Source organism: Arthrobacter sp. fls2-241-R2A-200 (assembly GCF_030209745.1).
Classification (GTDB): domain Bacteria; phylum Actinomycetota; class Actinomycetes; order Actinomycetales; family Micrococcaceae; genus Arthrobacter.
In genome coordinates this window covers 1-23,414 of sequence record NZ_JARVRJ010000004.1, presented here as the reverse complement: position 1 = coordinate 23,414, position 23,414 = coordinate 1, and the positions used below count along the sequence as shown (strand labels likewise).

The following is a 23,414-nucleotide window of genomic DNA, read 5'->3' as shown; positions in this document are numbered from 1 at the left end:
TCGATGCCTGGGTGGTGACTGCCCGCTCCGTGGAGCGCGCTCAGTGATAGACGGTCAGGAAGTCCCCGGCCGAGTTCGCAGTGCTGTTGGACTGCACATCGCGCAGCTTCACGTCCAGGCCGAGCAGCTCGAGCAGAAGCCCGGACTGGTACTCCGACTTGGCCTTGCCGTAGTCCTGGTAGGCCTGAGAGAGGTTGTTCATCACGTTCGTGAGCGGGCGCATCGTCACATCGGAGGACCGGTAGTCCTTCTTCAGGTCGGTGCCGTCGGAGAGGACCCACTTCATGTCCGAGACCTGCTGGCTCGTGCTGTCGCTGCCCTCGGCGCGCTTGTCGGCGAGGAACTGCACATAGCCCTTACCGGCGGGCACGAGCGTGTCGAGGTAGCCGGCATAGACGTTGCCCGCGCGCCAGTTGAAGTCGAATCCGCCGGGCACGACATGGCCCGTCTTCAGCTCCAGCGTCGCTTTCCCGTCCTTGGCCTCGGCCGCCGAGACACCAGCCACCTGATCACCTGCGATGGAGGTCGGAACGGCCGGCGGACGGAGGAAGAGCCCATCGACCTTGGTGGTCGCCAGGTCGGAGGTGTACGACTCGACCTGCTTCAGGCTCGTGCGCATCGCGAGCAGCTTCTGGTCGAGCTTGTCCCGCGTCTGCTGCTCCTGGGTCTTCAGCACGACGTCGTAATAGGCCCGGGCCGGGTCGAAGCTGGCCGCGTCCAGGGCCGGGATGTCGGTGGTGCCCGACGCACCCGGGTTGATGATCACGCGCCACTGGTCGTACTTCTTGAAGCTCGAGTCGCCCACGACCTGGTCATCCCTGCTCTGCTGCCGCTCGTCGTAGGTCAGCTCGGCGTTCGCGCGGACGGTCAGGTTGAGCACCTGCCGGTCGAAGGGCCGGTCCGCGTCCAGGAGGACCCCGACGTAACCGGTCGAGCCGAAAACGTGGAAGGTGCCCCTGATTCCGCTGGTACTGACCTTCTCGGTCTGCAGCTTGTCGTTGGTGCCCAGCAGGAAGGCCTGGTAGTCCGCCGCGTTGTACGAGATCGCCGCGCTGGCGGGGAAGTGCATCATGACCAGTGCCCTGTTGCCGGTGTGATTGGTGTAGACCCCGTCGACCGTGCCCTTGAGCTGGGTCTTCGAGGAGGTGAACTCGGTGTTGTAGAGCGCGGTGTGCGACACCGCGTCGCTGCCCGCCTTGAAGGCGGCGGCACCCGAGCCGGCCACCACGACCAGCCCCATCACAGCGAAGATGCCGAAGAACACCCCGAAGCGCTCGATTGCGTGGTGCGAGTCGAGCTTGAACCGCTTGCCGAAGGCCAGCGCCTTGTCCTTGATCCCCATGTCCGTTCCCGTTCGTCCTGTTCCTTGCTCTGCCTGTCCTGCTCGTCGTCAGCGCCCGTCGTCCGACCCCGGAAACGACGCACCGGGCCGGTTGAGGCCTGGTGACCTCAACCGACCCGGTGCGGTCCGTCGACGCTTTGTGTGCCCGGCCGTTGATTCCTGCCGCGCCGGGCTTAGCCCAGGACGCCGCTGGTCAGTACGTGGCTGACCGTCTGCACGAGGACAGAGCCGCCGCCGAGGTCCTCGAGGGTCTTCTGGCCGCCGGAGCCGATGGTGTTGATCAGCGACCACCCACCGGTGCCGAGCGCGCCGCCGACCAGGATGAGCAGGGCGATGGTGCCCCAGCCCTGCTGCTGGCCCGCGGACTGCGGGGTGGCCATCAGCTTCTTGATCAGGAGCACGCCGCCCCAGACCAGTCCGACCGCACCCAGGAGCATGAGCAGCAGCCCGCCCCAGAGCTGGATCTGGGACTTCGCGTTCTCCAGGAAGCTCGTCAGGTCCCAGGCCGCGGTGGGCAGGGCGACCCGCTCGAGTGCCGCCTCGTAAATCTTCGTCATGGTTCTTTCCTCTCGCCTATCGAATGGTCGCTTGCATGACATGTGTCACGAGGCGACTGGCACAACCGATTCGCCTAGATAGAGCACAGCGCCCTATCAATGGTCTCTCCCGATGCGACGTGACTCCCCGTTGAGCGGGACGACATGCCTGCAATCATGCGGCCGACCCCTCTCTAGGGACTCGTATACGTGCACATCTTCAGTGACCAATCTACATCATTCGAGTCATCAGTCATAGTCGTATCAGTGACGAGTCGGATACGAGTCCAGAATGTGCTCGAAGACCAGCGCAAACGAGGTGTCGGCGGGAGGACTGACGTTCTGCTCAAAAACGTGTAGATTTCACATGACGGGGCGCGCGGTGTGCGGCTCCGGCACGGCTCGGCATACGCTTCTTGCTGAGCCCTTCGCGCCCATGTACCCGACCAGGAGCCCAAACCAGATGAACGCCTTGCCCGGAGACCTCTTCGCCCGCCGACTGCGACAGGAGAGGGAACGCCTGGGCATCAGCCAGGCTGAGCTGGCCCGCAGGATTGCCGAGATCCTTGGAACGAACGTCGACCCTTCGGCGGTGACCCGGATAGAGCAGCAAATCCGCGCCGTCCGCCTGGACGAGGCGGTCGCCGCCTCCAAGGCCCTGGACGTCCCCCTGGCGATCCTGGTCGCCGAGGATCCGGAGGCAGAGAGCGAGGCCCAGCTGCAGCAGTACCTCGCCGACCTGGCAGCGGCCCAGCGCGAGTGGGAGAAGAACAGGCTGGAGGTGCTGCGGCTCTCCAAGGCCATTCAAGTGCTCGGCGGCGGCGCTCAACTCAAAGGTGTCGTCGACTTCCGCCTCATGGAAAGCATCGACGCCCGCGTCCCGGTCGAGGAGGACGACCAGCACGGGCACCGGGTTGCCCCCGGCATCGAGGGGTCTACAACCCCAGACGCATGACGCTGTTGCGTGCCGCAGGATTGAACTCGCGGTCGTAAACGTCTACCGTCGCTGCCCGGCTCCACCGGCCGGCGCGCATGATCTCCTCCGTGCTCGCACCGTTGCGCCGCGCCTGGGTGACGTGCCCGGCCCGCAGCGAGTGGAAGCCGTAGGCAGCAGGGTTCATCCCCGCCTCGACCATGCGCGAGAGCAGCATCGTGTGCAGCGCGTCGCCGCTCACCGCCCGTGCATGGATCCGGGCGTCCTTCCTGTTGCGGTACGTTGCCCGGAGCAGGGGCGCGCCCGAGGCCAGGTCGGCGCTGCTGATGAGCGCCGTCGAGCCGGCGGCTCCGCAGACGTGCTCCTCGAGACCGTACGAGAACAGCTGCTGCATGATCCCGCGACGCCGTGTGCGCGCGTCGTCCTGCCGGGCGAGCCCGAGCAGCACGACCCAACGGTGCACCGCACACGGGGGACAGGATGCCGGCGAGCTCCCGAACGGCAGCACGACCACGTCCGGCAGCGCGTTCTCCGGGTCGGCCTTCGAGGCCCCCACATGAACGTGGACACCATCGACCGGGTGCAGCTCGAGCCGGTTCAGCGTCAGGGCCGCCGCCTCGCTCCTGCGCAGGGCCCCTGCGAACCCGAGCCACACCGCCAGGGCGTCCCTGGTGGCTGACACGCCTGCCGGATATGTGTCGTGCTCCATCACCGCGATGATCCGGACCACGTCGTCCAGAAGCAGAGGGCGCTTGCGCCGGGGCCTGGTGGCCCGCAGCTTGGCCAGCCCGCGCACGAGATCCACCACGCCGCGGTGGGCCGTGGGATCCAGAAGCCCGCCGCGGAGGTGCCTCTCGCCGATACCGGCCAGGCGCTGGCGGATCGTCGCGACGGAGAACCGGGGGAGCCCGTCGTCATCGAGCTGCGTGGACATCCAGGCGACGTACCAGCGCACGGTCTCCGGATGCGCAGGCAGCGCCTCCAGCCCGTGGCCGGTACAGAAGTCATCAAAGGCACGCCACGCCGTGGCATAGGCGCGCCGGGTGGCAGCAGACAGCGTGTGTCCTTCCAAAGACCGCGAAATTTCTTCGAGCTCGCGCAGCTCGTCGTCCACCTCCGGTTCAGGTGGGACGGTGGGAGCGCTGAGCGCTGCGAGCCTCACCTGTACTGCCATGACTCCAGTCTCGACTCACTGGCCGGAGAATCCAAGTCGCAATGGTCTGTCAGTGGCGATTCCCCATACCCGCGATCGACGGGGCGGCTTCGAACCGGGTCTCTGGTAAGTGCGCTTATCGGGGCATGGAGAAGGACTGCCTTCGCGTGACGCGGTGAGGGGAAATCAGCAGCGGCCAGGTCCCGGATAAGATCACGAGGGGCAGTGTGTCCCGCCCTGCCATGTAAGGAGTAGCAACGTGCGTGAACCATGGTCTTACGCAGACGGTAATTCAGTCGGAGTCGAGGACAGGCGCATGAGTACCAAGCGCCCAGCGACCATTGACGGTATTGCATGCGCACAAGGAATTCGTACGTGGCGAAGCTAAATCTGAAAGCCATCGAAGAGCGCGTCGCACCACTCGCCGGCCGTGAGACGTACGACCGCGAGTTCATCTTCGATCTCCTGCTCGCCTACGGAAAGCCTCAGAGCAGCGTCACTCGCCTGCGCAACGGCGATCTGAACGTCGCAGCTGACCAAGGGGGTGAGGTCGCGCAGAAGAAGGTTGTCTACTTCAAGGAGACATCTGGCGACACGCTGGAAGTGCTGGAAGAACTGAAGACGTCCCCGGACGTCGTGCGCTACAGCACGCGCTTCGTGATCGTCACCGACTACGTCGAGCTCGTCGCCACGGACACCCAGACCGGCGAGACGATCGGATTCCCGATCAGGGACATCGATCAGCACTTCACCTTCTTCCTGCCCTGGGCCGGAATGGAGAAGGCGCAGTACGTCGCCGAAACGCATGCAGACGTCAAGGCTGCCGAGCGCATGGGCAAGCTGTTTGATGAACTGCTCCGCGCGAACCCTGATCTTCTTAAGCAACCACGTGGACGCCACGCGCTTAACCTGTTCTTCACTCGTCTGCTGTTCTGCTACTTCGCCGAGGACACCGGGATCTTTGCCGAGAACCAGTTCACCAACGCCGTAGGGTCTCACACGCTGGACGACGGCTCGGACACCGCGGACTTCCTCACAGACCTGTTCACGGCGCTCGACACCGCAGAGGCGTCCGGCAGGCCCAAACACCTCGCGGCGTTCCCCTACGTCAACGGCCGGCTGTTCACGATGTCTGAGCACCACGTGGTGCCCATGTTCACCAAACAGGCGCGAGAAGAGCTCATCAATGCCGGCAAGCTCATCTGGCGCGAGATCAACCCGGACATCTTCGGCTCGATGTTCCAGGCGATCGTCACACCGGGCAAACGCAGCGACCTCGGTCAGCACTACACCTCGGTTCCGAACATCCTCAAGACGATCGAGCCGCTCTTTCTGAACGCGTTGAAAGACGATCTCGACGAGAGCTTCGACTCCGTCAAGAAGCTTGAAGCGCTGCTCGACCGGATCAGCGCCATCAAAGTCTTCGATCCCGCGTGTGGCTCCGGCAACTTCCTGATCATCGCCTATAAAGAGCTGCGAAAGCTCGAGCACGCTGTCCTCGAACGCCTTGCCGAGCTGGACGACAAGCACCAAGTGCTATTCGCCGAGTCCAGAATCAACATCGAGAACTTCTACGGGATCGAGATCGACGACTTCGCGGTTGAGGTCGCCATTCTTTCCCTGTGGATCGCCAAGCACCAGATGAACACGGAGTTCAAGGAGAAGTTCAACGTCTCGATCCCGCTGATCCCACTCAAGGAAACCGGCCAGATCAAGCAGGGCAATGCGACGCGCGTCGACTGGAACGCGATCTGCCCGAACGACGACGGTGAGATCTACCTGATCGGCAACCCACCATATGTTGGCTCAAGTATGCAATCGCCTGAACAAAAGGCAGATTTTTCATACGTTTTTGGAAGTCGACCATTCTCGAAAAACCTTGACTACATATCTCTCTGGTTCATGAAAGGCTCCGACTACATCAACAAAACTCGTGCTCAACTTGCATTCGTCACAACGAACTCAGTCGCGCAGGGCGAACACGTCAGCCTTTTATTTCCTACGATCTTCAATATGGGGATTGAGATAGGCTTCGCATACACCTCGTTCAAATGGGAGAACAATGCCAAACGGAACGCCGGTGTGACCGTCGCAGTGATCAGCTTGCGAAACGAGACATCAGCTCAGAAGTACATATTTGCAGACGATCTCCAGATCTCAGCCAAAAACATCAACGGCTACCTAGCTGACGCGCCAAGCGTCATCGTCGGACGTCGAACGAAGCCGATTTCAGGATCTCTTCCGCCGATGGTGTTTGGGTCGAAACCAACCGACGGCGGCCACCTCATCTTGAACCAGGCAGACCGTGGCAGGTTGCTCTCGATGGCCCCCGAAGCTGCAACTTTTGTTAAGAAGTACATAGGCGCTTCGGAATTCATCAACGGTGACGAGCGTTACTGCCTCTGGATCCGCGACGATGAAGTCCAAGAAGCGCATAACATTCAATATATTCACGAACGTATGGCACTCGTGCAAAAGGCACGGGAGGCAGAGAAGGCTAGCAGTATCTCCAAGAAGTTTGCAGCACAGCCGCACCGTTTTCTTCAACGCGCATACAAGCTCACCGATTCTATTGTCGTGCCGAGTGTTTCATCCGTGCGTCGAGCGTATGTTCCCATAGGCTACCTAGACAAAGACACAGTCGTTTCAAATCTTGCGTTCGCAGTTTACGACGCTGAACCATGGCTGTTTTCACTCTTGACATCGGCAATGCACATGTCGTGGACCCGGGCTGTCGGGGGCCGCATGAAGACTGACTATCGGTATTCAAACACCATCGTCTATAACAACTTCCCCATACCGCCACTGTCAGATGCGACAACGGAGAAACTCACCGCCGCTGCACTCCGGGTGCTCGACGTGAGGGAGTACCACTGTGAGCAGACTCTCGCGGAGCTCTACGACCCTGACAAAATGCCGGGTGACCTGCGACAAGCTCACGCCGAGGTGGACTCGCTGGTCGATTCGATCTACTCCAAGCGCGGATACGAGACCGATGAGCAAAGACTGTCTGACCTCTTTGCTATGTATGAGGAGATGACAAACGCCGAGGCCGCAAGGGCCCCAGTGAAGAAGACCCGGAGGACCGCGAAGTGAACGCGATCAAGAAGCCCATAAACATCGTTGACGTCACCTATGCACAAACGAAAGCTTCGGTGAACACGGACGTGCTGGGTATGCGCGACATGCAGCAGCGGGTCTTCGCGAAGCGTGACGCACAACACCTCCTCGTCAAGGCCCCGCCAGCGTCCGGGAAATCCCGTGCGCTGATGTTCGTTGCCCTCGACAAGCTGTACAACCAGGGACGTAAGAAGGTCATCGTGGCCGTCCCGGAGCGCTCAATTGGCGCGTCCTTCGCCTCGACGGAACTGTCCAAATTCGGCTTCTTCGCAGACTGGGAGATCAAGCCGGAGCACAACCTCTGTGATGCCGGCTCTTCAGCGGGCAAGGTCGACGCGTTCATCAGCTTCCTCGAAGGGCCCGATGCAACGCTCGTGTGCACCCACGCGACACTCCGCTTCGCGTTCGAGAGGCTGGCACCGGAGTCGTTCAACGGCACGGTTCTCGCGATCGACGAGTTCCACCACGTCTCTGCGGACATCGAGTCGAGCCGCCTCGGCGCGCTCCTGCGCGACGTGATGAACGGGAGTGACGTCCACATCGTCGCGATGACGGGCTCCTACTTCCGCGGGGACTCCGTCCCGGTGCTCTCGCCGGAGGACGAGGCCAAGTTCACGCCGGTCACCTTCAACTACTACGACCAGCTCAACGGATACGAGCACCTGCACTCGCTCGGCATCGGCCACCACTTCTACCAGGGCCGCTACACCGACGCGATCGGCGAAGTGCTCGACCTCGACAAGAAAACCATCGTGCACATCCCGAATGTCAACTCGGGTGAATCTACGAAGGACAAGCTCGAAGAGATCGGTCGCATTATCGATGTCATCGGGCACGTCGAGGAGACCGACCCTGACACCGGCATCATCAGCGTGCGCCGGCAGGACACTGGAATCATTGTCCGCGTCGCGGACCTCGTCGACGACACTGACCAAAAGAAACGCGGCGACACCCTCCACTACCTGGCTCATACAGCCTCCAAAAACCGCGACGCGGTCGACATCATCATTGCGCTGGGCATGGCCAAAGAAGGCTTTGACTGGCCGTTTGCCGAGCACGCCCTCACCGTCGGGTACCGGGCCTCTCTGACCGAGGTCATCCAGATCATCGGCCGGGTCACCCGCGACAGCCCAGGCAAATCCCACGCCCAGTTCACGAACCTCATCGCCGAGCCCGACGCCTCACAGGGCGAAGTGAAGGTCTCGGTCAACAACATGCTCAAGGCCATCACAGCATCGCTCCTCATGGAGCAGGTCCTCGCGCAGAACTTCACCTTCAAGACGAAGAAGTTCGACGGCGACGATTCCGCGGTGCCGGGGCAGCTGAAGATCAAGGGCTTCAAGGAGCCATCGAGCGCGCGCGTGAAGCAGATCGTGGAGACTGATCTGAACGACCTGAAGGCGACGATCCTCCAGGACGACACCTTCGCGCGGGCCGCCGCCGGCTCAGTGGACGCGGAGACGACCAACAAGGTGCTGATTCCGAAAATCATCCGCGAGAAGTACCCGGACCTCACAGAGGCGCAGGTGGAAGAGGTGCGGCAACAGGTCGTCGTGGACTCGGTGATCAAGAACGGCGAAGTGCGCACTGTAGGGGACAAGCGGTTCATCAAGATGGCGGAGAAGTTCGTCAACATCGACGAGCTAAACATCAACCTCATCGATTCGGTTAACCCGTTCCAGCGAGCGTTCGAGGTCATCTCGAGGTCGGTGACGACTTCGGTGCTGCGGATCATCCAGGACCAGATCACTGCCACCCGAGTCGAGTTCACCGAGGAAGAGGCGCTGGCCCTCGTTCCCCGGATCAAGAACTGGATTAAGGTCAACGATCGGAAACCGGACCCGAGGGCCGAGGACCCGACTGAGAAGCGGTATGCAGACGCACTGCTGTGGCTCCAGCGGGCCAAGCAGAAGCTTGAAGCACAGAAGCGCGCGACTGAGATGGTGGAGAGCGAATGAGCGATTACGACGACGTCCTCGAAGCAGCACCGTCCTCCCTGCAGGACCTCATCGACAACGACCTCGACGGGCTCCTCGACGCGCCCGAGAAACCCAAGAAGATCACCTCGTCCGACCGGCTCGAGCGGGCGTTTCTGGAAATTGTGGAGTTCCGCCGGACGCACGGGCGTCTGCCTAGCTCGGCGACCCGAGAGGTCGCCGAGCGGAAGCTTGGGGCCCGGCTCGAAGGTATCCTCGCCAACGACGAGAAGATCGCAGCGCTCAAACACCTCGACACGGAGTTCGAGCTGCTGGCAATAGAGGCAGCTCCTGAGTCGCTGGACGATCTTTTTGAGAGTGATGACCTGGACGATCTGCTCGGCGACGACTCCGGCATCCTCGACGTGTCGGATCTGCCCGTGATCAAGCGTCCCGAGGCTCCGGACTCGGTTGCCCAGCGGGTGAAGTCCGAGGACTTCGACCTGTTCGAGCCGCTGTTCAAAACGAAGCACGCCGAGCTGGCCCAGGGCACGTACAAGCTGATGCCCTTCACTGGCATGGATCTCATCCGCGAGGGTGTGTTCTTCGTGCTGAGCGGCGTCATGTGTTTTGTTGCAGAGGTCGGCGAGGACGTCGACCTGATCGTTGGTGGTAGGCCGAGGCAGAAGCAGCGCCTGCGCGTCGTCTTCGAGAACGGCACGGAGTCGGCGATGTACAGGCAGAGCCTCATGACCCGTATGTACGAGGCGCAGGGCCAGGTCCTGGCGCGGACCGGCCACGATGCGGACGAGGTCCTCGACGCGGACGTGGAGAGTGGTCATATCTACGTGCTGCAGTCGCTCAGCGACGACCCCCAGATCGCGGGAATGAAGGACCTTCACAAGATCGGTTTCTCCACCACCAAGGTCGAAACCCGCATCAAGAACGCGGCGCATTCGCCAACCTACCTGATGGCACCCGTGAAGGTGCTGGCGGACTACCAGCTCTTCAACGTGCGTGCATCGTGGCTGGAGCATCTCTTGCACCGAGTGTTTGCCGAGGTGCGTCTGGATCTGACGCAGGTCGACCGGAAGGGACGCGATTACGACCCCTCGGAGTGGTTCGTGGTGCCGCTGGAGATCATTAACAAGGCCGTTGCGATGATTATGTCCGGCGAGATCACCGACTATGTCTACGACGCCCAGCTCAAGGAACTCGTCGAACGACAAAAGGGAATGACCAATGGCGGTTGAGATGGGCTTGTGGCGGGCAGAGGGCGGCCAACTCAGCCGGATCGTGCCGGTATCAATCGGCTTGGAATCCCAGTTGGAGGGCTACATCGAGTCTGACCCGTCAGTGCTTGGCGAGCCGCTTCTCGTCATTGGCCGGCAGGTTCCGACGGCACATGGGGGATTCGTAGATCTGCTCGCGCTGGACGAAACGGCGTCGCTGCACGTAATCGAACTCAAACGCGACAAAACTCCACGCGATGTTGCCGCTCAAACCCTCGATTATGGCTCGTGGGCAGCAACCCTTGGCCGAAGCGATATCGACAATATCTTCGCCACCTACCGTCCAGGCCTTGCTCTTGAAGAAGCGTTTGCCGATCGTTTCGGCGACACTCTTCCGGAAGAGGTCAACACTGCACAAGAATTTACAATCGTTGCCGCCAGCGTTGACAACGCTACCGAGCGCATCGTGCGGTTCCTCAATGAAGACTTCGATGTTCCGATCAACGTCGTCTTCTTCAGACATTTTCAGGACAACGGATCTTCGTACCTTGCCCGCAGCTGGCTGGTCGATCAGAGCGAACAAGCCAAGTCGTCCATTTCCGCGATCTCGCGGAAGAATAAGACACGTGAGCCTTGGAACGGGTCTGACTGGTACGTCTCATTTGGTGAAGAGCCAACAGGCCGGCAATGGGTCGACGGCATGAAGTACGGTTTCGTCTCGGGCGGCGGCGGCAAGAGATACTCTCAGACGCTCAAGAATCTGCCGATTGGTGCCAGAGTCTTCGCCTACATTCCCAAGATTGGGTATGTAGGAGTTGGTACCGTCGCCGGCGAAGCCCAGCGATACGACCAAAGCACGCTTCTCGTGAACGGGGCCGATCGACAGCTGCATGAACTCGACCTCTCCGGGAATTATCGCCACGAGGGCGATGAGAACGACGACAATGCTGAATGGGTTGTTCCGGTCGAATGGATACGGGCCGTTCCACAAGCGCAGGCCGTGCGGAAAACGGGTCTTTTCGCCAACCAGAATACGGCTACAAGGCTGCGAAACCAGTTCACGATCGAGCACGTGACCGCTGCTTTCGGGCTTGATGGCTGAGCATCGGCGGATGGCCCATCGAGAGTTATGCGGACAAGAGCGGTCGCGAGTAGCAGGCCTAACCCTCGCCTGAGGCGACGCTCGTGTCGAACCAAGCCACGATGGGAGAATCGTGAGGATGACGACGGCGCTTCCCGATCTCTGGACCGACTGGTGCTCCGTCACGGGCGTGCCCACCCATAAGATCGACGAGGTATCGCTCTCGTGTTTCTCGCAGCAGGCGCAGCCGTCCCAGGCTGTGCTCGCGGCTCTGCGCCGGCGGCTGGCTCCCATAGATCCCGTCGCCCCGGCCTGGCCGCGCGGGCACCGGGACGACCCTGATTCCCTGCAGCGGTTGATCCGGCGCGCAACGGCGATCATCCAGCACCCGGACACCCACTGGGTTTTCCGGCTGCGGCTGCGGCGGATGCTGTTCGCGGCGGTGCTGCTGGCACGTCGCACCCACGGAGGCCTCGGACTGGACAGGTCAGCTGCGCTGGGACTGCGGCCGGACGGAATGCACCGGGTGCGCGGGCAGATCGGTGTCGCCCCGGAACCGGATGCCTGTCCGGCATGCGCCACCTGGTCGTGGCTCGATGTGATCGGCACCAACAGCGGGTGGTCGCACGGCTCCGTCCGCGCCCTGGGGAACCGCCGCGACGAAGACGGCCCCGCGCACCGGCACCTGCGGCCGGACCCCAATCCGGACTGGCACCTCTGCGTCGGCATGCTGCCAGCCGTGGACCGCTGGGGATGGATCGATGCCTACCGCTCCATGCACCCATCCTCGCTGTCGGCGGTCATCAGTGCCGCAGCCCTGCTGCTCGACAGTCCGGAGCCCGCACCTGCGCCGGTGCCTGCTGCAGCTGCGATGCCGGCCAGCCCCAGGCGGCAGATGTCGCGCGAGGAGGAAGAGCAGATCCTCAAGCGCGCCGATGAACTGACCGCGCGCGTCGAGGCGATCCTTCGCGAGTTCGACACCGGCCGATAAAGTCGTGTGTATGGGATTCAACTGGGAGCAGGTCCTCGGGACCAATGGTGCAGGCCTCTCCGATACCTACGACCAGAGCGCCTCGGACGAGTTGTACCAGGACCACCCGAGCGCGGCTCCGCCAGCAGGTCCGGAAGACCCGGGCGATGAGGTCGTCCGCCTGCCGTTCGACGAGAGCTGAGCGCAGACCGACGTGAGGCATGACTGGCTCCCGGACCGCCACCTCGGCGTTGCCGCCACACTGGCACATGCAGAGGAGCTGATCGGACAGGTTTCCGCACTGCTGTTCGCCTACCAGACGCAGCCCGAGGGCATCTTCGGGCTGGTCGAAGTGCCCACGACCGCCGCGTTCAGCTGCACAGTCGTTGGGCGCGTGGCTCCGATCCCACGGAAAGTGCCGCTCCTCGTAGCCGACGCGCTCGTGACGCTTCGGGCTGCGCTCGAACACACCCTTTTCGCAGAGGCCGAGTTCCTGGACGGTGCGCCCCTCGACGCGAAGGCGGCCAAACTGGTCGAAGTGCCTGCCTCGGACACCTGGGAGAAATTTGAGGACTGGAAGAAAAAGCGGGCCCGCAATGGGCCTCCGTCGCTGCGAGGGCGGGGAGAGCTCGCCCGACGGCTGGAGGCCCTGCAGCCGTTCCACCGTCGGATGGAGCCGCAGTCCCATCCTCTTGCCCGGCTTGTGCTGCACACCAATCATGCGAAGCACAGGATGCCGGCGATCACCGCGGTCCGCCTGGCTGCCATGTACGAGGACGACCGGATGCCCCGTTCAATCCGTGATCTTGCGCCTCGGCCCGAGGAACCGCTGCGTGTCGGCGAGGTCATCGCCCAGACACCCATCGGCACGAAGGTCCCCGTCACCCTGTTCCCGACAGTCGGGATCAATCGGCCGGGTACTGACCGGTGGCCGGTGCTAATCGAGGAGCTGGAGGAGATCGCCCACTGGGTACGCACGCAAGCCGTTCCGCGCCTGATCACAGGGACCGAGCCACCCGAGCCTGGGCTTCCGACGCGCTACGAGATCTCCGTCGGACATGAGGACGAGCGCCAGGCGATGTCGGCGGGGTCGACGACATCGGCCGGGGAACGCCACAAAAAGGCCTTGGTTGCAGCATCGGCGCGTGGCGATCTAGCCGAGATGATCAGCATGATAGATGGCTCCCCGAGCGAACCGCAGATCGCCAGGTGGCTGGCTCAGCTGAACGATGAGGAGGTGCTCGAACAGATGTCGCGGCTGCGGGTGGCATTCGACTACGACCCCGAGGTCGAGCGGCACAATCTCGAAGTCCTGAAGGGCTGTCGAGATGCGGCGCTCAGGTTCGGGGACAGCGACGGGCCCCACAAGAAGTAAGCTGGGTCCCCTCGACGGGATGCCCGTTTTGGGACATAACCGCAGGTCAGGGCGCATGCACGCTTAAGTGTGCACTCCTCCAGGGGCTGGGAAGACCATGCTTGCCGAGCGGTTGCCGGGATTGCTTCCAGACCTTGGAGACAAGGCGGCAATGGAAGTCACGGCGATCCATTCCCTGGCGGCGGTGCGGTCATCCTTGACCACTCTGATACGCAGGCCGCCATTCGAAAATCCCCACCATAGTGCCACCGCGGCGGCAATTATCGGTGGTGGTTCCGGCTTGCCGAGGCCTGGTGCCGCCTCACGCGCGCACCGCGGCGTGCTGTTCCTTGACGAGGCGCCCGAATATGAGCGACGAGTCCTGGATGCCCTTCGCCAGCCGCTGGAGAGTGGGGAACTGGTGATACACCGGTCCGCCGGAACAGCAGCGTACCCGGCCCGATTCCAGCTCGTTCTCGCTGCCAATCCCTGTCCTTGCGGAAAGGCGTCAGGCAAGGGCGTGGAGTGCACCTGTACGCCCCTGATGCGCCGTCGCTATTTTGCCCGCATGTCAGGCCCTTTGCTGGACCGGGTGGATATCCAACTCCAAGTCCAACGCGTGTCACTTGCCGACTTCGGTCAGGCACAGATGGAAGAAGACACCGGTGCAGTCGCCGCGCGGGTGCAGGCCGCTCGGCGTCGGCAATATGACAGGTTGGGGTACTTGGGGCTGGACGCAAACTCCCAAGTACCAGGCCGTATTCTCCGAGGCGAGTTGAAGCTGCATCCCCGCACGACGCACATTCTCGATACGGCACTGGAACGAGGCATCCTCACCGCAAGGGGCTACGACCGCGTGCTGCGGTTGGCGTGGACGTTGGCGGACCTGGAACACAGCGAGGCTCCGGACGCTGACCACATTGGCCAGGCACTGGGCCTGCGTCAGGCAGCCGCCGCATGAATGCTTTGGAGAAGGAACGGATTGCCCGGGCGGCATTATCCCGGCTCATGGAGCCGCAGGACACTGTGGGGCTCGCACTCGTCCGCGCAGCCGGTGCCGTGGAGGCAGTGGGGATTGCTACAGGAGAGGTGGCCACAGGGGCGGCGCTGGAGCAGGAAATCTCCTCCTTACTCGCCGAAGAGGCGGGAACATCAACCTGGGCGGGCTTACCGGCGAGCTTGCGGCGCTGGGCACCCCGTATCGCCGATCTCGCGCCGGAGCGGGACATCGAGACGATGCGCCGGCTGGGTGGGCGGTTGATTGTCCCGGGAGATGATCTATGGCCCGAGCAATTGGAGGACCTCGGCCTTCAGGAACCGCTGTGCCTTTGGTGGCGTGGACACGAGGAACCCCTTCCTCCCGCCCGGCAGACTGTGGCCCTTGTGGGATCCAGGGACAGCACGAGCTACGGTGCATCAGTGACGGGCGACTTCGCTTATGGTCTTGCCCAAAGAGGCTACACAGTGGTCTCTGGTGGTGCATACGGGATCGACGCACACGCCCATCGAGGGGCCCTCAGCGGCGGGGTTGCCCGCATACCAACCGTCGCCGTCATGGCAGGGGGAGTGGACCGCTTCTACCCCTCCGGCAACGAGGACCTGCTCCGCGCGGTCTCGCATCAAGGGGCAGTCATTTCAGAAGTTCCGCCCGGTTCTGCCCCCACTCGATACCGGTTCCTGCAAAGGAACCGATTGATAGCGGCCTTGGCGGCGGTGACTGTGGTGGTTGAGGCCCGGTGGCGTTCAGGTGCCCTCAATACCGCCCACCATGCCGAGACCCTCGGTCGAGTGGTGGCCACTGTTCCCGGGTCCATCCACAGTGCCAACTCGGCAGGCTGCCATCGGTTACTCAGGGACGGTGGCGCCATATGCGTAACAGACGTAGGGGAGATCGCGGAACTGGCCGGAAGGATCGGAGAAGGAGCTCCAGATGAGAAGGAGGCGCCTCCCGCGATCCACGACGGTTTGTCGCTGGAGGATTTGATCCTGCTGGATGCCCTTCCCCTCCGGTCCGCAAGTTCTGTGGAGAAGTTGACGGTCGTGGCGGGCCTCAGCCCCGAGTCGGTGCGTGCGGGACTTGGACGCCTTGGCCTCTTGGGTCTCGCCGTTTCGGAGAGGGGAGCGTGGAGCCGGACCAAGAAGAATTAGGCGACGCCGGCAAAAGGCATGTCAGACGTGATCTCGGGGACCGCTGCTGGCACAGTTGGGAGGGTGAACGAAGAATCATTGCCTGGCAGTCTCAAGGGTGCTGTCAAGGCTTTTGGACGGTACTTGCAAGGCGAACGCGCGAGATCGCCGCATACTGTCCGTGCCTACCTGGCAGACGTTGAAAGCCTCCTGGGGTTCGCGGCGCACGAGGGCATCCAAGAACTCGAAGACCTCGAACTTGGTTGCCTGCGCCGGTGGCTGGGTGCGCAGAGTGAGTCCGGAATGTCCAGAGCGACCCTTGCCCGCCGTGCTGCGACTGCTCGATCTTTCATGGGCTGGGCCCTCCGTGAAGAACTCATTGCAACAGATCCATCCGTGCGGCTGCGCGCACCCAAGCGGGAAAAGACATTGCCGGGTGTTCTCCAACAGCAACAGGTCACCCGGATCGCCAATGACTTGAAGTCCGCAGCTCAAGACGGGGCGGCGATGCCCGTCCGAAACCGGGCCATGGTGGAGCTGCTGTACGCGACGGGCATCCGTGTGGGTGAGCTTGTCGGCTTGGATGTAGACGACCTCGACTTTGACCGGCGCACATTGCGCGTAGTGGGCAAGGGAAACAAAGAACGGACCGTTCCATTCGGGATTCCGGCCTCCTTGGCCTTGGACGACTGGCTCCGGCGTGGCCGACCCGCGCTCGTTAAACCGAGCAGCGGCGCGGCGCTGTTTCTGGGAGTGAGGGGTCACCGGGTGGATGCGCGGCAGGTCCGAGCTGTGGTGAACGGGCTGCTCCAAGCGTTGGGAGATACCTCAGCCACGGGACCACACGCATTCAGGCACAGCGCGGCGACCCATCTGCTGGATGGGGGAGCCGATTTACGGGCCGTGCAAGAGATTCTTGGGCACAGCAGCCTTGCGACTACCCAGATCTACACGCACGTCTCCGTCGACAGGCTTCGGAAAAGCTACCAGCAAGCCCACCCACGGGCCTGAAACATGACGCCGCCGCCGTCGCACTGGCGGAATCCAGCACCGTACGGCAAAATGAAAGCAACAAGGGGGAACCTTCAATTTATGGATGAAGGTTAGCTCTGCGTCAATTGCGGTCCGACGTGGGATACGATCGGGCTGGTTACAAGAAAAAGTAAATAGCTGCAGGCAAGCGTTCCATGGCACCTCGCAGCAGCTGCAATCCATCCAGGCAGAGGACGTTGGGGAAGACGTACCTACAGCTATGGAGGATGGAATGTCTGTTGCAACAACCCGCGGTGTCCTGTTTGTGCACTCGGCGCCTACTGCCCTATGCCCGCATGTTGAGTGGGCCATCGGATCGGTCGTGGATAAGCGGACCGATCTTGAGTGGACCCCACAGCCTGCTGCGCCTGGAATGTTCCGGGCAGAGTTGTCTTGGACCGGCTCGCCCGGTACCGGGGCGCTATTGGCGTCGGCTCTTCGCGGCTGGGCGCATTTGCGCTATGAAGTCACCGAGGAACCGAGCCAGGGCGTAGACGGGGCCAGATGGTCACACACCCCTGAACTGGGGATCTTCCACGCCGTTACGGACGTTCACGGCAACATCATGGTCAGCGAAGACCGCATCCGGTACGCCTACGAGTCGGGCGCAGGTGACCCCTCTGCGGTCTACCACGAGCTGTCACTGGCCTTGGGTGAAGCTTGGGACGAAGAGCTGGAGCCGTTCCGGCACGCCGCCGAAGGAGCCCCGGTGCGCTGGCTGCACCAAGTTGGCTAACTGGCGTTATAAGAGAACACATCACCAACGAAACATCCCATAGCAATGGCAATGGCCCCACCGAGCGGCGGGGCCATTGCCATATCCAGCTATGGAAGGCTGCTCGTTCAGACGTTGCGTACGGCGATGACGGCGTTGTGTCCGCCAAAGCCGAAGGAGTTGCTCAGTGCGACGATGTCTCCGGATGGCAGGTCCCGAACGGAGGTCACAACATCCAAGGGGATCTCCGGATCCTGGTTCTCGAGGTTGATGGTGACCGGTGCCTTGCGTTCGTAAACTGCCAGGACCGTCAACACCGCCTCAACGGCTCCGGAAGCGCCCAGAAGGTGACCCATCTGGGACTTGGTAGCGGAGACGGCCACGTTGTCCACGTGGCTCCCCAGGGCCGCTCGTAGGGCCGTGTACTCAGGCTTGTCACCGACGGGCGTCGATGTAGCGTGGGCGTTGACGTGGACAACGTCCTCTGCCTGGATGCGACCGTCGAACATCGCAGCCTTGAGGGCACGCGTGGCGCCCAAGCCTTGGGGATCCGGCGCCGTGATGTGATATGCGTCAGCTGTCACCGATGTTCCGGCCAGCTCGGCGTAGATACGCGCGCCGCGGGCGAGTGCGTGTTCCTCGGCCTCCAGCACCAAGGCGCCAGCGCCTTCACCCATAACGAAGCCATCGCGGTCGACGTCGTACGGTCGGGACGCACGTTCGGGATCGTCGTTGCGACGGGACAGCGCTTGCATGGACGAGAAAGCAGCCATGGGCATGGGGTGGATGGCAGCTTCGGCGCCGCCGCACACCACCACGTCTGCCTTGCCGGATCGGATGAGCTCCAAGCCAAGGTGCATGGCTTCGGTACCGGAGGCGCACGCGGAAACCGGAGTGTGGGCACCGGCGCGGGCCCCCAGATCCAGGCTTACCGCGGCAGCTACGCCGTTAGGCATCAGCATGGGGACCGTCATGGGCAGGACCCGGCGGGGGCCCTTCTCCCGGAGGGTGTCCCAGGCATCCAAAAGTGTCCAGACGCCGCCGATGCCGGTAGCGAAGGCAACAGCCAACCGGTCGTGGTCTATTTCGTCGATACCTGAGTCAGCCCATGCTTCCCGGGCAGCGATAACGCCGAACTGGGTTGAAGGATCCATGCGCTTGGCCTCCACACGGCTCAAAACATCAAGCGCAGGTACGGAGCATCGGGCCGCAAAGTGGACGGGGAGGTCGTACTTGGCCACCCACTCGTCACCGAGCGTGTGGGCACCGGAGACCCCTTTCAGCGCGTTCTGCCACATTGTGGGTACGTCGCCGCCGATGGGAGTGGTGGCCCCCAGACCGGTTATGACTACTTTGCGTGCCATGCGATCACTCTCTGTCGGATCAGCCGTTCCGCTCGCGGGTTCGCAGCGGGGGCAAAAAATCGTTGGGTGTTACTGCGACTGTGCCGGGCCCAGGGATAAAGCTCCGGGCCCGGCACAGCTGGTGTCAGGACTAGGCCTGTGCGTTGGCGATGAAGCTGACGGCGTCGCCGACCGTCTTGAGGTTCTTGACTTCCTCGTCCGGGATGCGAACGCCGAACTTCTCCTCAGCGTTGACCACGATGGTCATCATGGAGATGGAGTCGATGTCCAGGTCCTCGGTGAAGGACTTGTCCAGCTCCACGGCTTCGGGTGCAAGGCCGGTCTCTTCGTTAACGATTTCAGCCAGGCCGGCCAGGATTTCTTCGTTGCTAGCCATTGTTGGCTCCTTTTCTTGTTTGTACCGGCTGACGCCGGAAAGGGGGCAAACCGCGGTTACGGTTTGGGTTTGTAGGTCGTTTTACGGCAGGACCACTACCTGCGCACCAAACACCAGTCCGGCGCCGAAGCCGATCTGTAGGGCCAGCCCGCCGCTAAGCTCCGGGTTTTCCTTGAGCAGGCGGTGGGTGGCCAAAGGGATGGAGGCCGCAGATGTATTGCCCGCCTCGGCGATATCCCTGGCGACGACGACAGTCTCCGGAAGCTTAAGCTTCTTCACCATCTCATCAATGATCCGCATGTTCGCTTGGTGGGGGACGAACGCTGCGAGGTCGCTGGCTTCGATTCCGGCGACGTCGAGGGCTTGCTGCGCCATCTTGGCCATTTCCCAGACTGCCCACCGGAAAACGGTTTGACCGTCCTGGCGCAGTGTCGGCCACACATCCTGCGTGGCGGAGATGAGCGCGAGGTCATCGGTTTCGTCCGAGTGCCGGGCTGACTCACCCAGTGCGCGGACGTCTTCAAGGGAATGCGTCATTCCGATCGCATCCCACTTGCTCCCATCCGAACCCCACACCGAGGGGCCGATGCCGGGAGTCTCCGATGGCCCCACCACAACGGCACCCGCGCCGTCACCAAGGAGGAACGAGATAGTCCGTTCGTGGTTGTCGATGACATCCGACAGTTTCTCGGCGCCGACAACAAGAACGTAAGTCGCGGCACCGGATCGGACAAGGGCGTCCGCTTGGGCCACACCATAGCAATACCCCGCGCAGGCGGCCGAGATGTCATAGGCCGGGGCCGGCGTCGCACCCAAACGCTCGGTCAGCGCAGCGGCAGCCGACGGTGTGGCGTAGGGGTGGGTGACGGTGGAGACGATGACGGCGCCCAACTGCGAAGGGTCAATTCCAGCTTGCTGGATCGCCTCCCGGGCTGCGCCTTCGGCCATGTCGATGACGCTGACATCGGCAGCGGCGCGGTGACGGGTGATGATGCCGGTGCGCTGGCGAATCCACTCATCGGAGGAATCGATCCATTGGCAGACGTCCTCGTTGGTGACAATCACGTCGGGGCGGTACGCGCCAATCCCCAGAATGCGGGCGTTCGCGTTGACCGGGGCTTGCTTCAGTACGGGAGTGCTCATGCCTGTCCCTCCAGTTCGGCGAAGAGTGCGAGGGCCGCGGACAGGTCCTCCGGTGTTTTGACGGCGACGGTCTTCACCCCGGGCATTCCCCGTTTGGCGAGGCCCGCGAGTGTTCCTGCAGGGGCCAACTCGATAACGCCGGTAACCCCACGCTGCACGAGGGTTTCCATGCACTGGTCCCAACGAACGGGGCGGGATACCTGGGCAATCAAGCTGTCGACGGCGGCAGGACCTGCCGTGACTTCCTGGCCGTTGTAGTTGGACAGCAGCGGAACCGATGGGCTCTGCGGTGAGAGCGAGGGCTTCAGGGCTTCGAGTGCGCTGACCGCGGGGGCCATGTGCGATGTGTGGAAGGCACCCGCGACCTTCAGCGGAATGACGCGTGCTTTCGCAGGCGGGTTCTCAGACAAGGCTTTCAACTGGTCAAAGGTGCCCGCGGCCACTGTCTGGCCTGCACCGTTGACGTTGGCGGGCGTTGCGCCGGAAGCCTCGATGGCTGCCAGGACTTCGGCAGGGTCTCCGCCCAAAACCGCGCTCATGCCGGTGGGAGTGACTGCTGCTGCCGCTGCCATGCTGTTGGCCCGTTCCCGGACGAAGGTCATGGCCTCGGCTTCAGTGAGGACACCTGCGAGGGCCGAGGCCGTGATCTCGCCCACCGAGTGCCCGGCCAGGATGACGGGAAGGGTGCTGAGTTCGACGTCGAACAATGACTTGGCCGCAATCAAGCCAGCCGCGACAATCAGCGGCTGCGCTACTGCGGTGTCCTTGATGGTCTCTTCATCGGACGTGGTCCCATGGGCCTTGAGGTCAATGCCTGCGATCTCGCTTAATGCGGCCAAATGGCCCTCAACGGAGGGGAGCTCCAGCCAAGGGGCCAGAAATCCGGGGGTCTGGGAGCCCTGTCCAGGGCAGACGATTGCAAGCACGTATCCAGCTTTCCAAATTGCCACGTGATCCACTGGTGTTTGCGTACACCAAGCTCACTGGGTCAGTTTGTAGGAAGTCTACAACGGTTCAGTGCTGGGAACGTGACGCATGACGGTCGGGAGCGGCCTTCGGTTGGGCCGAAAGCCGTCCCACGACCAGCGCTGTTTGCAGCACAAACGCTTCCCGCGGAAGCAGCGGATCCCAGCCTGTCACGTCGCAGACACGCTTCAAACGGTAGCGCACGGTGTTGGCATGGACGAACAGTTCGCGGGCCGTTGCCTCCAGCGAATGACCCAATTCGAGATAGGTGCCGAGCGTCTCCACCAAGCCGTTTGAGGCTGCGAGAAGGGGCCGGTAAATGTTTTTGATTAGTGACCGGCGTGCTGCGTCATCACCGGACACCACCCTTTCAGGCAGCAGGTCGTCTGCGGCGACGGGGCGGGGAGCGGAAGGCCACGCCCGCGCCGCCGTGAGTCCGGCGAATGCCGCTTGAGCGGAACTGCTCGCTTCCAAAAGTGAACCGGCTTCCGGCCCGTAGACCACTGCACCGGGGGCAAATAGTTCGCTGAGTTTGACGTACGCCGTGTCCCGATCGTGGACGCCGCCCAGAATCAGGATGAGCCGGTCTCCCTGGATCCCCACCAAGGCATCCTCGGCGAATCGTCCGGCCATGCGTCGCAGCTCGCTCACGTAACTTGCACTCGGTTCCGACGGCGAATTGCCCACCATCACCGTGAAGCGCTCTTGGGCTTTCCACCCCAGCGCCGCGATCCTTGACCGCAAGGCATCCGTATTCTCGCCGCGCAGGATGGCGTCCACGATGAGGGCTTCGAGCCGTGTATCCCACGAGCCGCGGGACTCGGCGGCGCGTGCATAGACGTCTGCGGCGGCAAACGCAACTTCCCGGGAGTAGCGCAGGACGGCTTCGCGCAGGGACGGCTGGTCCGATTCCGGCGCGATCACCGGGACTTGGTCCTCAACGACTTCCACCACGATGCGAATCAACTGCAGCGCTTTTTGCAAGCTGATGGAACGGGTCAGTTCAGTGGGGGCGTTGCCGAACACGTCGGTGAGGATCCACGACGGCGAACTCGGCCTCTCGTACCACGTGACAAACGCGGCGATTCCATTCTGGGCCACGAGGCCCAAGGCTGAACGTTCGTCCGAGCTGAGCCGGCTGTACCACGGCAGGGACTTTTCGAGTTGCCGCATGGTGCTGGTGGACAACTGCCCCACGTTGGCGCGAAGCTGACGCAGGGTCTCAGCCTTTTCCGGCGTTAAGGCCGGTGCTGCTGCTTTGCGCTTAGACGTGGTTTTGCTGGGCTCTGCCATGGAAAGAGCATACGGCCCAGCTCTCTGAAGCTCCATTTGTGAGAAGGCTACAAGAGACGTTGTTGCTGGTCACCCCGCGGAGGCCTCCGGATACCGCGTTAAAGCCCGACGGCGGCCGTCACCTTTCGGTGCCGGCCGCCGTCGCGGTAGTGCTTGTGCAGCTGTGGTCGGTCCAGCCGACTTTGTTAGGCGTCTCCGCCTGCTCCGCCGGTGGTGCCGGCGTTGACGTCCAGCAAGCGGTACTTCTCGATGGCCAGCTCCGGTGCACTTGCGTCAACTTCTCCCTTGGCGGCGAGGAGTTGGAGTGTTTTGGTGACGATGGAGTGGGTGTCGTTTTTGAAGTAGCGGCGTGCGGCTTGGCGGGTGTCGGAGAAGCCGAAGCCGTCTGCTCCGAGGGAGGCGAAGTCGTTGGGGATGAATTGGCGGATTTGGTCGGGGATGGCTTTCATGTAGTCGGTCACGGCGATGACGGGGCCGGTTTTGCCGGTGAGTTGTTCGGTGATGAAGGGGGTGGGTGCGGGTTGGCCGGGGTTGAGGAAGGCGTGTTCTTCGGCGGCGAGTCCGTCGCGTCGGAGTTCGTTCCAGGAGGTTACTGACCAGACGTCCGCGGCCACGTTCCAGTCTTGGTGGAGGATGCGGGCGGCTTCGAGGGCCCAGGGCACGGACACGCCGGAGGCGAGGATCTGCGCGGTGGGCCGGTTGGTTTCGCCTTGGGGGGCGTCGGCGAGGTGGTAGATGCCTTTGAGGAGCCCGTTGACGT

General features: G+C 62.7%; 20 protein-coding genes and 1 pseudogene. 12 read left to right on the top strand and 9 right to left on the bottom strand.

What is annotated here, in order from left to right:
- Positions 1-40: 40 nt before the first annotated feature.
- Both QRN42_RS04335 and QRN42_RS04330 read right to left on the bottom strand, forming a co-directional pair.
- On the bottom strand, positions 41-1,342 hold the full coding sequence (locus tag QRN42_RS04335; RefSeq protein WP_133830692.1) for a hypothetical protein: 1,302 nt from the start codon (positions 1,340-1,342) through the stop codon (positions 41-43).
- Between the two features lie 173 nt (positions 1,343-1,515).
- Complete coding sequence (locus QRN42_RS04330) at positions 1,516-1,899, bottom strand: hypothetical protein (RefSeq protein ID WP_056387364.1); 384 nt, start codon at positions 1,897-1,899, stop codon at positions 1,516-1,518.
- A 442-nt stretch (positions 1,900-2,341) separates the two neighbouring features.
- Here QRN42_RS04330 and QRN42_RS04325 point away from each other — a divergent pair, with 442 nt between their 5' ends.
- Positions 2,342-2,833 (top strand): helix-turn-helix domain-containing protein, encoded by a 492-nt coding sequence (locus tag QRN42_RS04325; RefSeq protein ID WP_133830691.1) that lies wholly within the window; start codon positions 2,342-2,344, stop codon positions 2,831-2,833.
- On the opposite strand, the gene QRN42_RS04320 is transcribed toward QRN42_RS04325, so the two are convergent.
- The gene (locus QRN42_RS04320; protein ID WP_056387362.1) at positions 2,814-3,986 is read right to left on the bottom strand and encodes a site-specific integrase; all 1,173 of its coding nucleotides are present in this window, start codon (positions 3,984-3,986) and stop codon (positions 2,814-2,816) included. The genes QRN42_RS04325 and QRN42_RS04320 overlap by 20 nt on opposite strands.
- A gap of 354 nt (positions 3,987-4,340) precedes the next feature.
- On the opposite strand from QRN42_RS04320, the gene QRN42_RS04315 reads away from it, so the two are divergent.
- From QRN42_RS04315 to QRN42_RS04265, 11 genes and pseudogenes are all read left to right on the top strand, one after another.
- Positions 4,341-7,061: a DNA methyltransferase gene (locus QRN42_RS04315; protein WP_208294358.1), complete on the top strand. Its 2,721-nt coding sequence runs from the start codon at positions 4,341-4,343 to the stop codon at positions 7,059-7,061.
- Positions 7,058-9,043, top strand: a complete 1,986-nt coding sequence (locus tag QRN42_RS04310; RefSeq protein WP_284975293.1) for a DEAD/DEAH box helicase — start codon at positions 7,058-7,060, stop codon at positions 9,041-9,043. Before QRN42_RS04315 ends, QRN42_RS04310 begins: the two co-directional genes overlap by 4 nt.
- Positions 9,040-10,254: a GIY-YIG nuclease family protein gene (locus QRN42_RS04305; protein WP_133830688.1), complete on the top strand. Its 1,215-nt coding sequence runs from the start codon at positions 9,040-9,042 to the stop codon at positions 10,252-10,254. Before QRN42_RS04310 ends, QRN42_RS04305 begins: the two co-directional genes overlap by 4 nt.
- On the top strand, positions 10,244-11,335 hold the full coding sequence (locus QRN42_RS04300) for a DUF8606 domain-containing protein (RefSeq protein ID WP_133830687.1): 1,092 nt from the start codon (positions 10,244-10,246) through the stop codon (positions 11,333-11,335). Before QRN42_RS04305 ends, QRN42_RS04300 begins: the two co-directional genes overlap by 11 nt.
- A 118-nt stretch (positions 11,336-11,453) precedes the next feature.
- Positions 11,454-12,305 (top strand): hypothetical protein, encoded by an 852-nt coding sequence (locus tag QRN42_RS04295; RefSeq protein WP_133830686.1) that lies wholly within the window; start codon positions 11,454-11,456, stop codon positions 12,303-12,305.
- Positions 12,306-12,315: 10 nt separating this feature from the next.
- Positions 12,316-12,486 carry a hypothetical protein gene (locus tag QRN42_RS04290; RefSeq protein WP_166651669.1) on the top strand — a complete coding sequence of 57 codons (171 nt, stop codon included), beginning with the start codon at positions 12,316-12,318 and terminating at the stop codon, positions 12,484-12,486.
- 12 nt (positions 12,487-12,498) lie between these two features.
- Complete coding sequence (locus QRN42_RS04285; protein ID WP_284975294.1) at positions 12,499-13,659, top strand: hypothetical protein; 1,161 nt, start codon at positions 12,499-12,501, stop codon at positions 13,657-13,659.
- A gap of 76 nt (positions 13,660-13,735) precedes the next feature.
- Positions 13,736-14,599 (top strand): annotated as a pseudogene (locus tag QRN42_RS04280) (ATP-binding protein); the annotation flags it as partial.
- Complete coding sequence (gene dprA / locus QRN42_RS04275; RefSeq protein ID WP_284978248.1) at positions 14,596-15,786, top strand: DNA-processing protein DprA; 1,191 nt, start codon at positions 14,596-14,598, stop codon at positions 15,784-15,786. The pseudogene QRN42_RS04280 and the gene dprA, both read left to right, overlap by 4 nt.
- A 63-nt stretch (positions 15,787-15,849) precedes the next feature.
- The gene (locus QRN42_RS04270; protein WP_284978247.1) at positions 15,850-16,776 is read left to right on the top strand and encodes a tyrosine recombinase XerC; all 927 of its coding nucleotides are present in this window, start codon (positions 15,850-15,852) and stop codon (positions 16,774-16,776) included.
- A gap of 253 nt (positions 16,777-17,029) precedes the next feature.
- The gene (locus QRN42_RS04265; protein WP_284975297.1) at positions 17,030-17,533 is read left to right on the top strand and encodes a DUF3145 domain-containing protein; all 504 of its coding nucleotides are present in this window, start codon (positions 17,030-17,032) and stop codon (positions 17,531-17,533) included.
- A 107-nt stretch (positions 17,534-17,640) separates the two neighbouring features.
- Here the strand turns inward: QRN42_RS04265 and fabF are convergent, their stop codons facing one another.
- The 6 genes from fabF to QRN42_RS04235 all read right to left on the bottom strand — a co-directional run.
- Entirely contained in the window at positions 17,641-18,876 is a 1,236-nt protein-coding gene (fabF, locus tag QRN42_RS04260; RefSeq protein WP_284975298.1) for a beta-ketoacyl-ACP synthase II, read from the bottom strand.
- Between the two features lie 130 nt (positions 18,877-19,006).
- Positions 19,007-19,252, bottom strand: a complete 246-nt coding sequence (locus tag QRN42_RS04255; protein WP_175320862.1) for an acyl carrier protein — start codon at positions 19,250-19,252, stop codon at positions 19,007-19,009.
- A gap of 81 nt (positions 19,253-19,333) precedes the next feature.
- Positions 19,334-20,395 carry a beta-ketoacyl-ACP synthase III gene (locus QRN42_RS04250; protein ID WP_284978246.1) on the bottom strand — a complete coding sequence of 354 codons (1,062 nt, stop codon included), beginning with the start codon at positions 20,393-20,395 and terminating at the stop codon, positions 19,334-19,336.
- Positions 20,392-21,321 (bottom strand): ACP S-malonyltransferase, encoded by a 930-nt coding sequence (locus QRN42_RS04245; protein ID WP_284978245.1) that lies wholly within the window; start codon positions 21,319-21,321, stop codon positions 20,392-20,394. The genes QRN42_RS04250 and QRN42_RS04245 overlap by 4 nt, the downstream gene beginning before the upstream one ends.
- 88 nt (positions 21,322-21,409) lie before the next feature.
- Entirely contained in the window at positions 21,410-22,654 is a 1,245-nt protein-coding gene (locus tag QRN42_RS04240; protein WP_284978244.1) for a PucR family transcriptional regulator, read from the bottom strand.
- 185 nt (positions 22,655-22,839) lie between these two features.
- A partial coding sequence (locus QRN42_RS04235; protein WP_502869477.1) for a transketolase-like TK C-terminal-containing protein occupies positions 22,840-23,414 on the bottom strand: 575 nt, incomplete at its 5' end.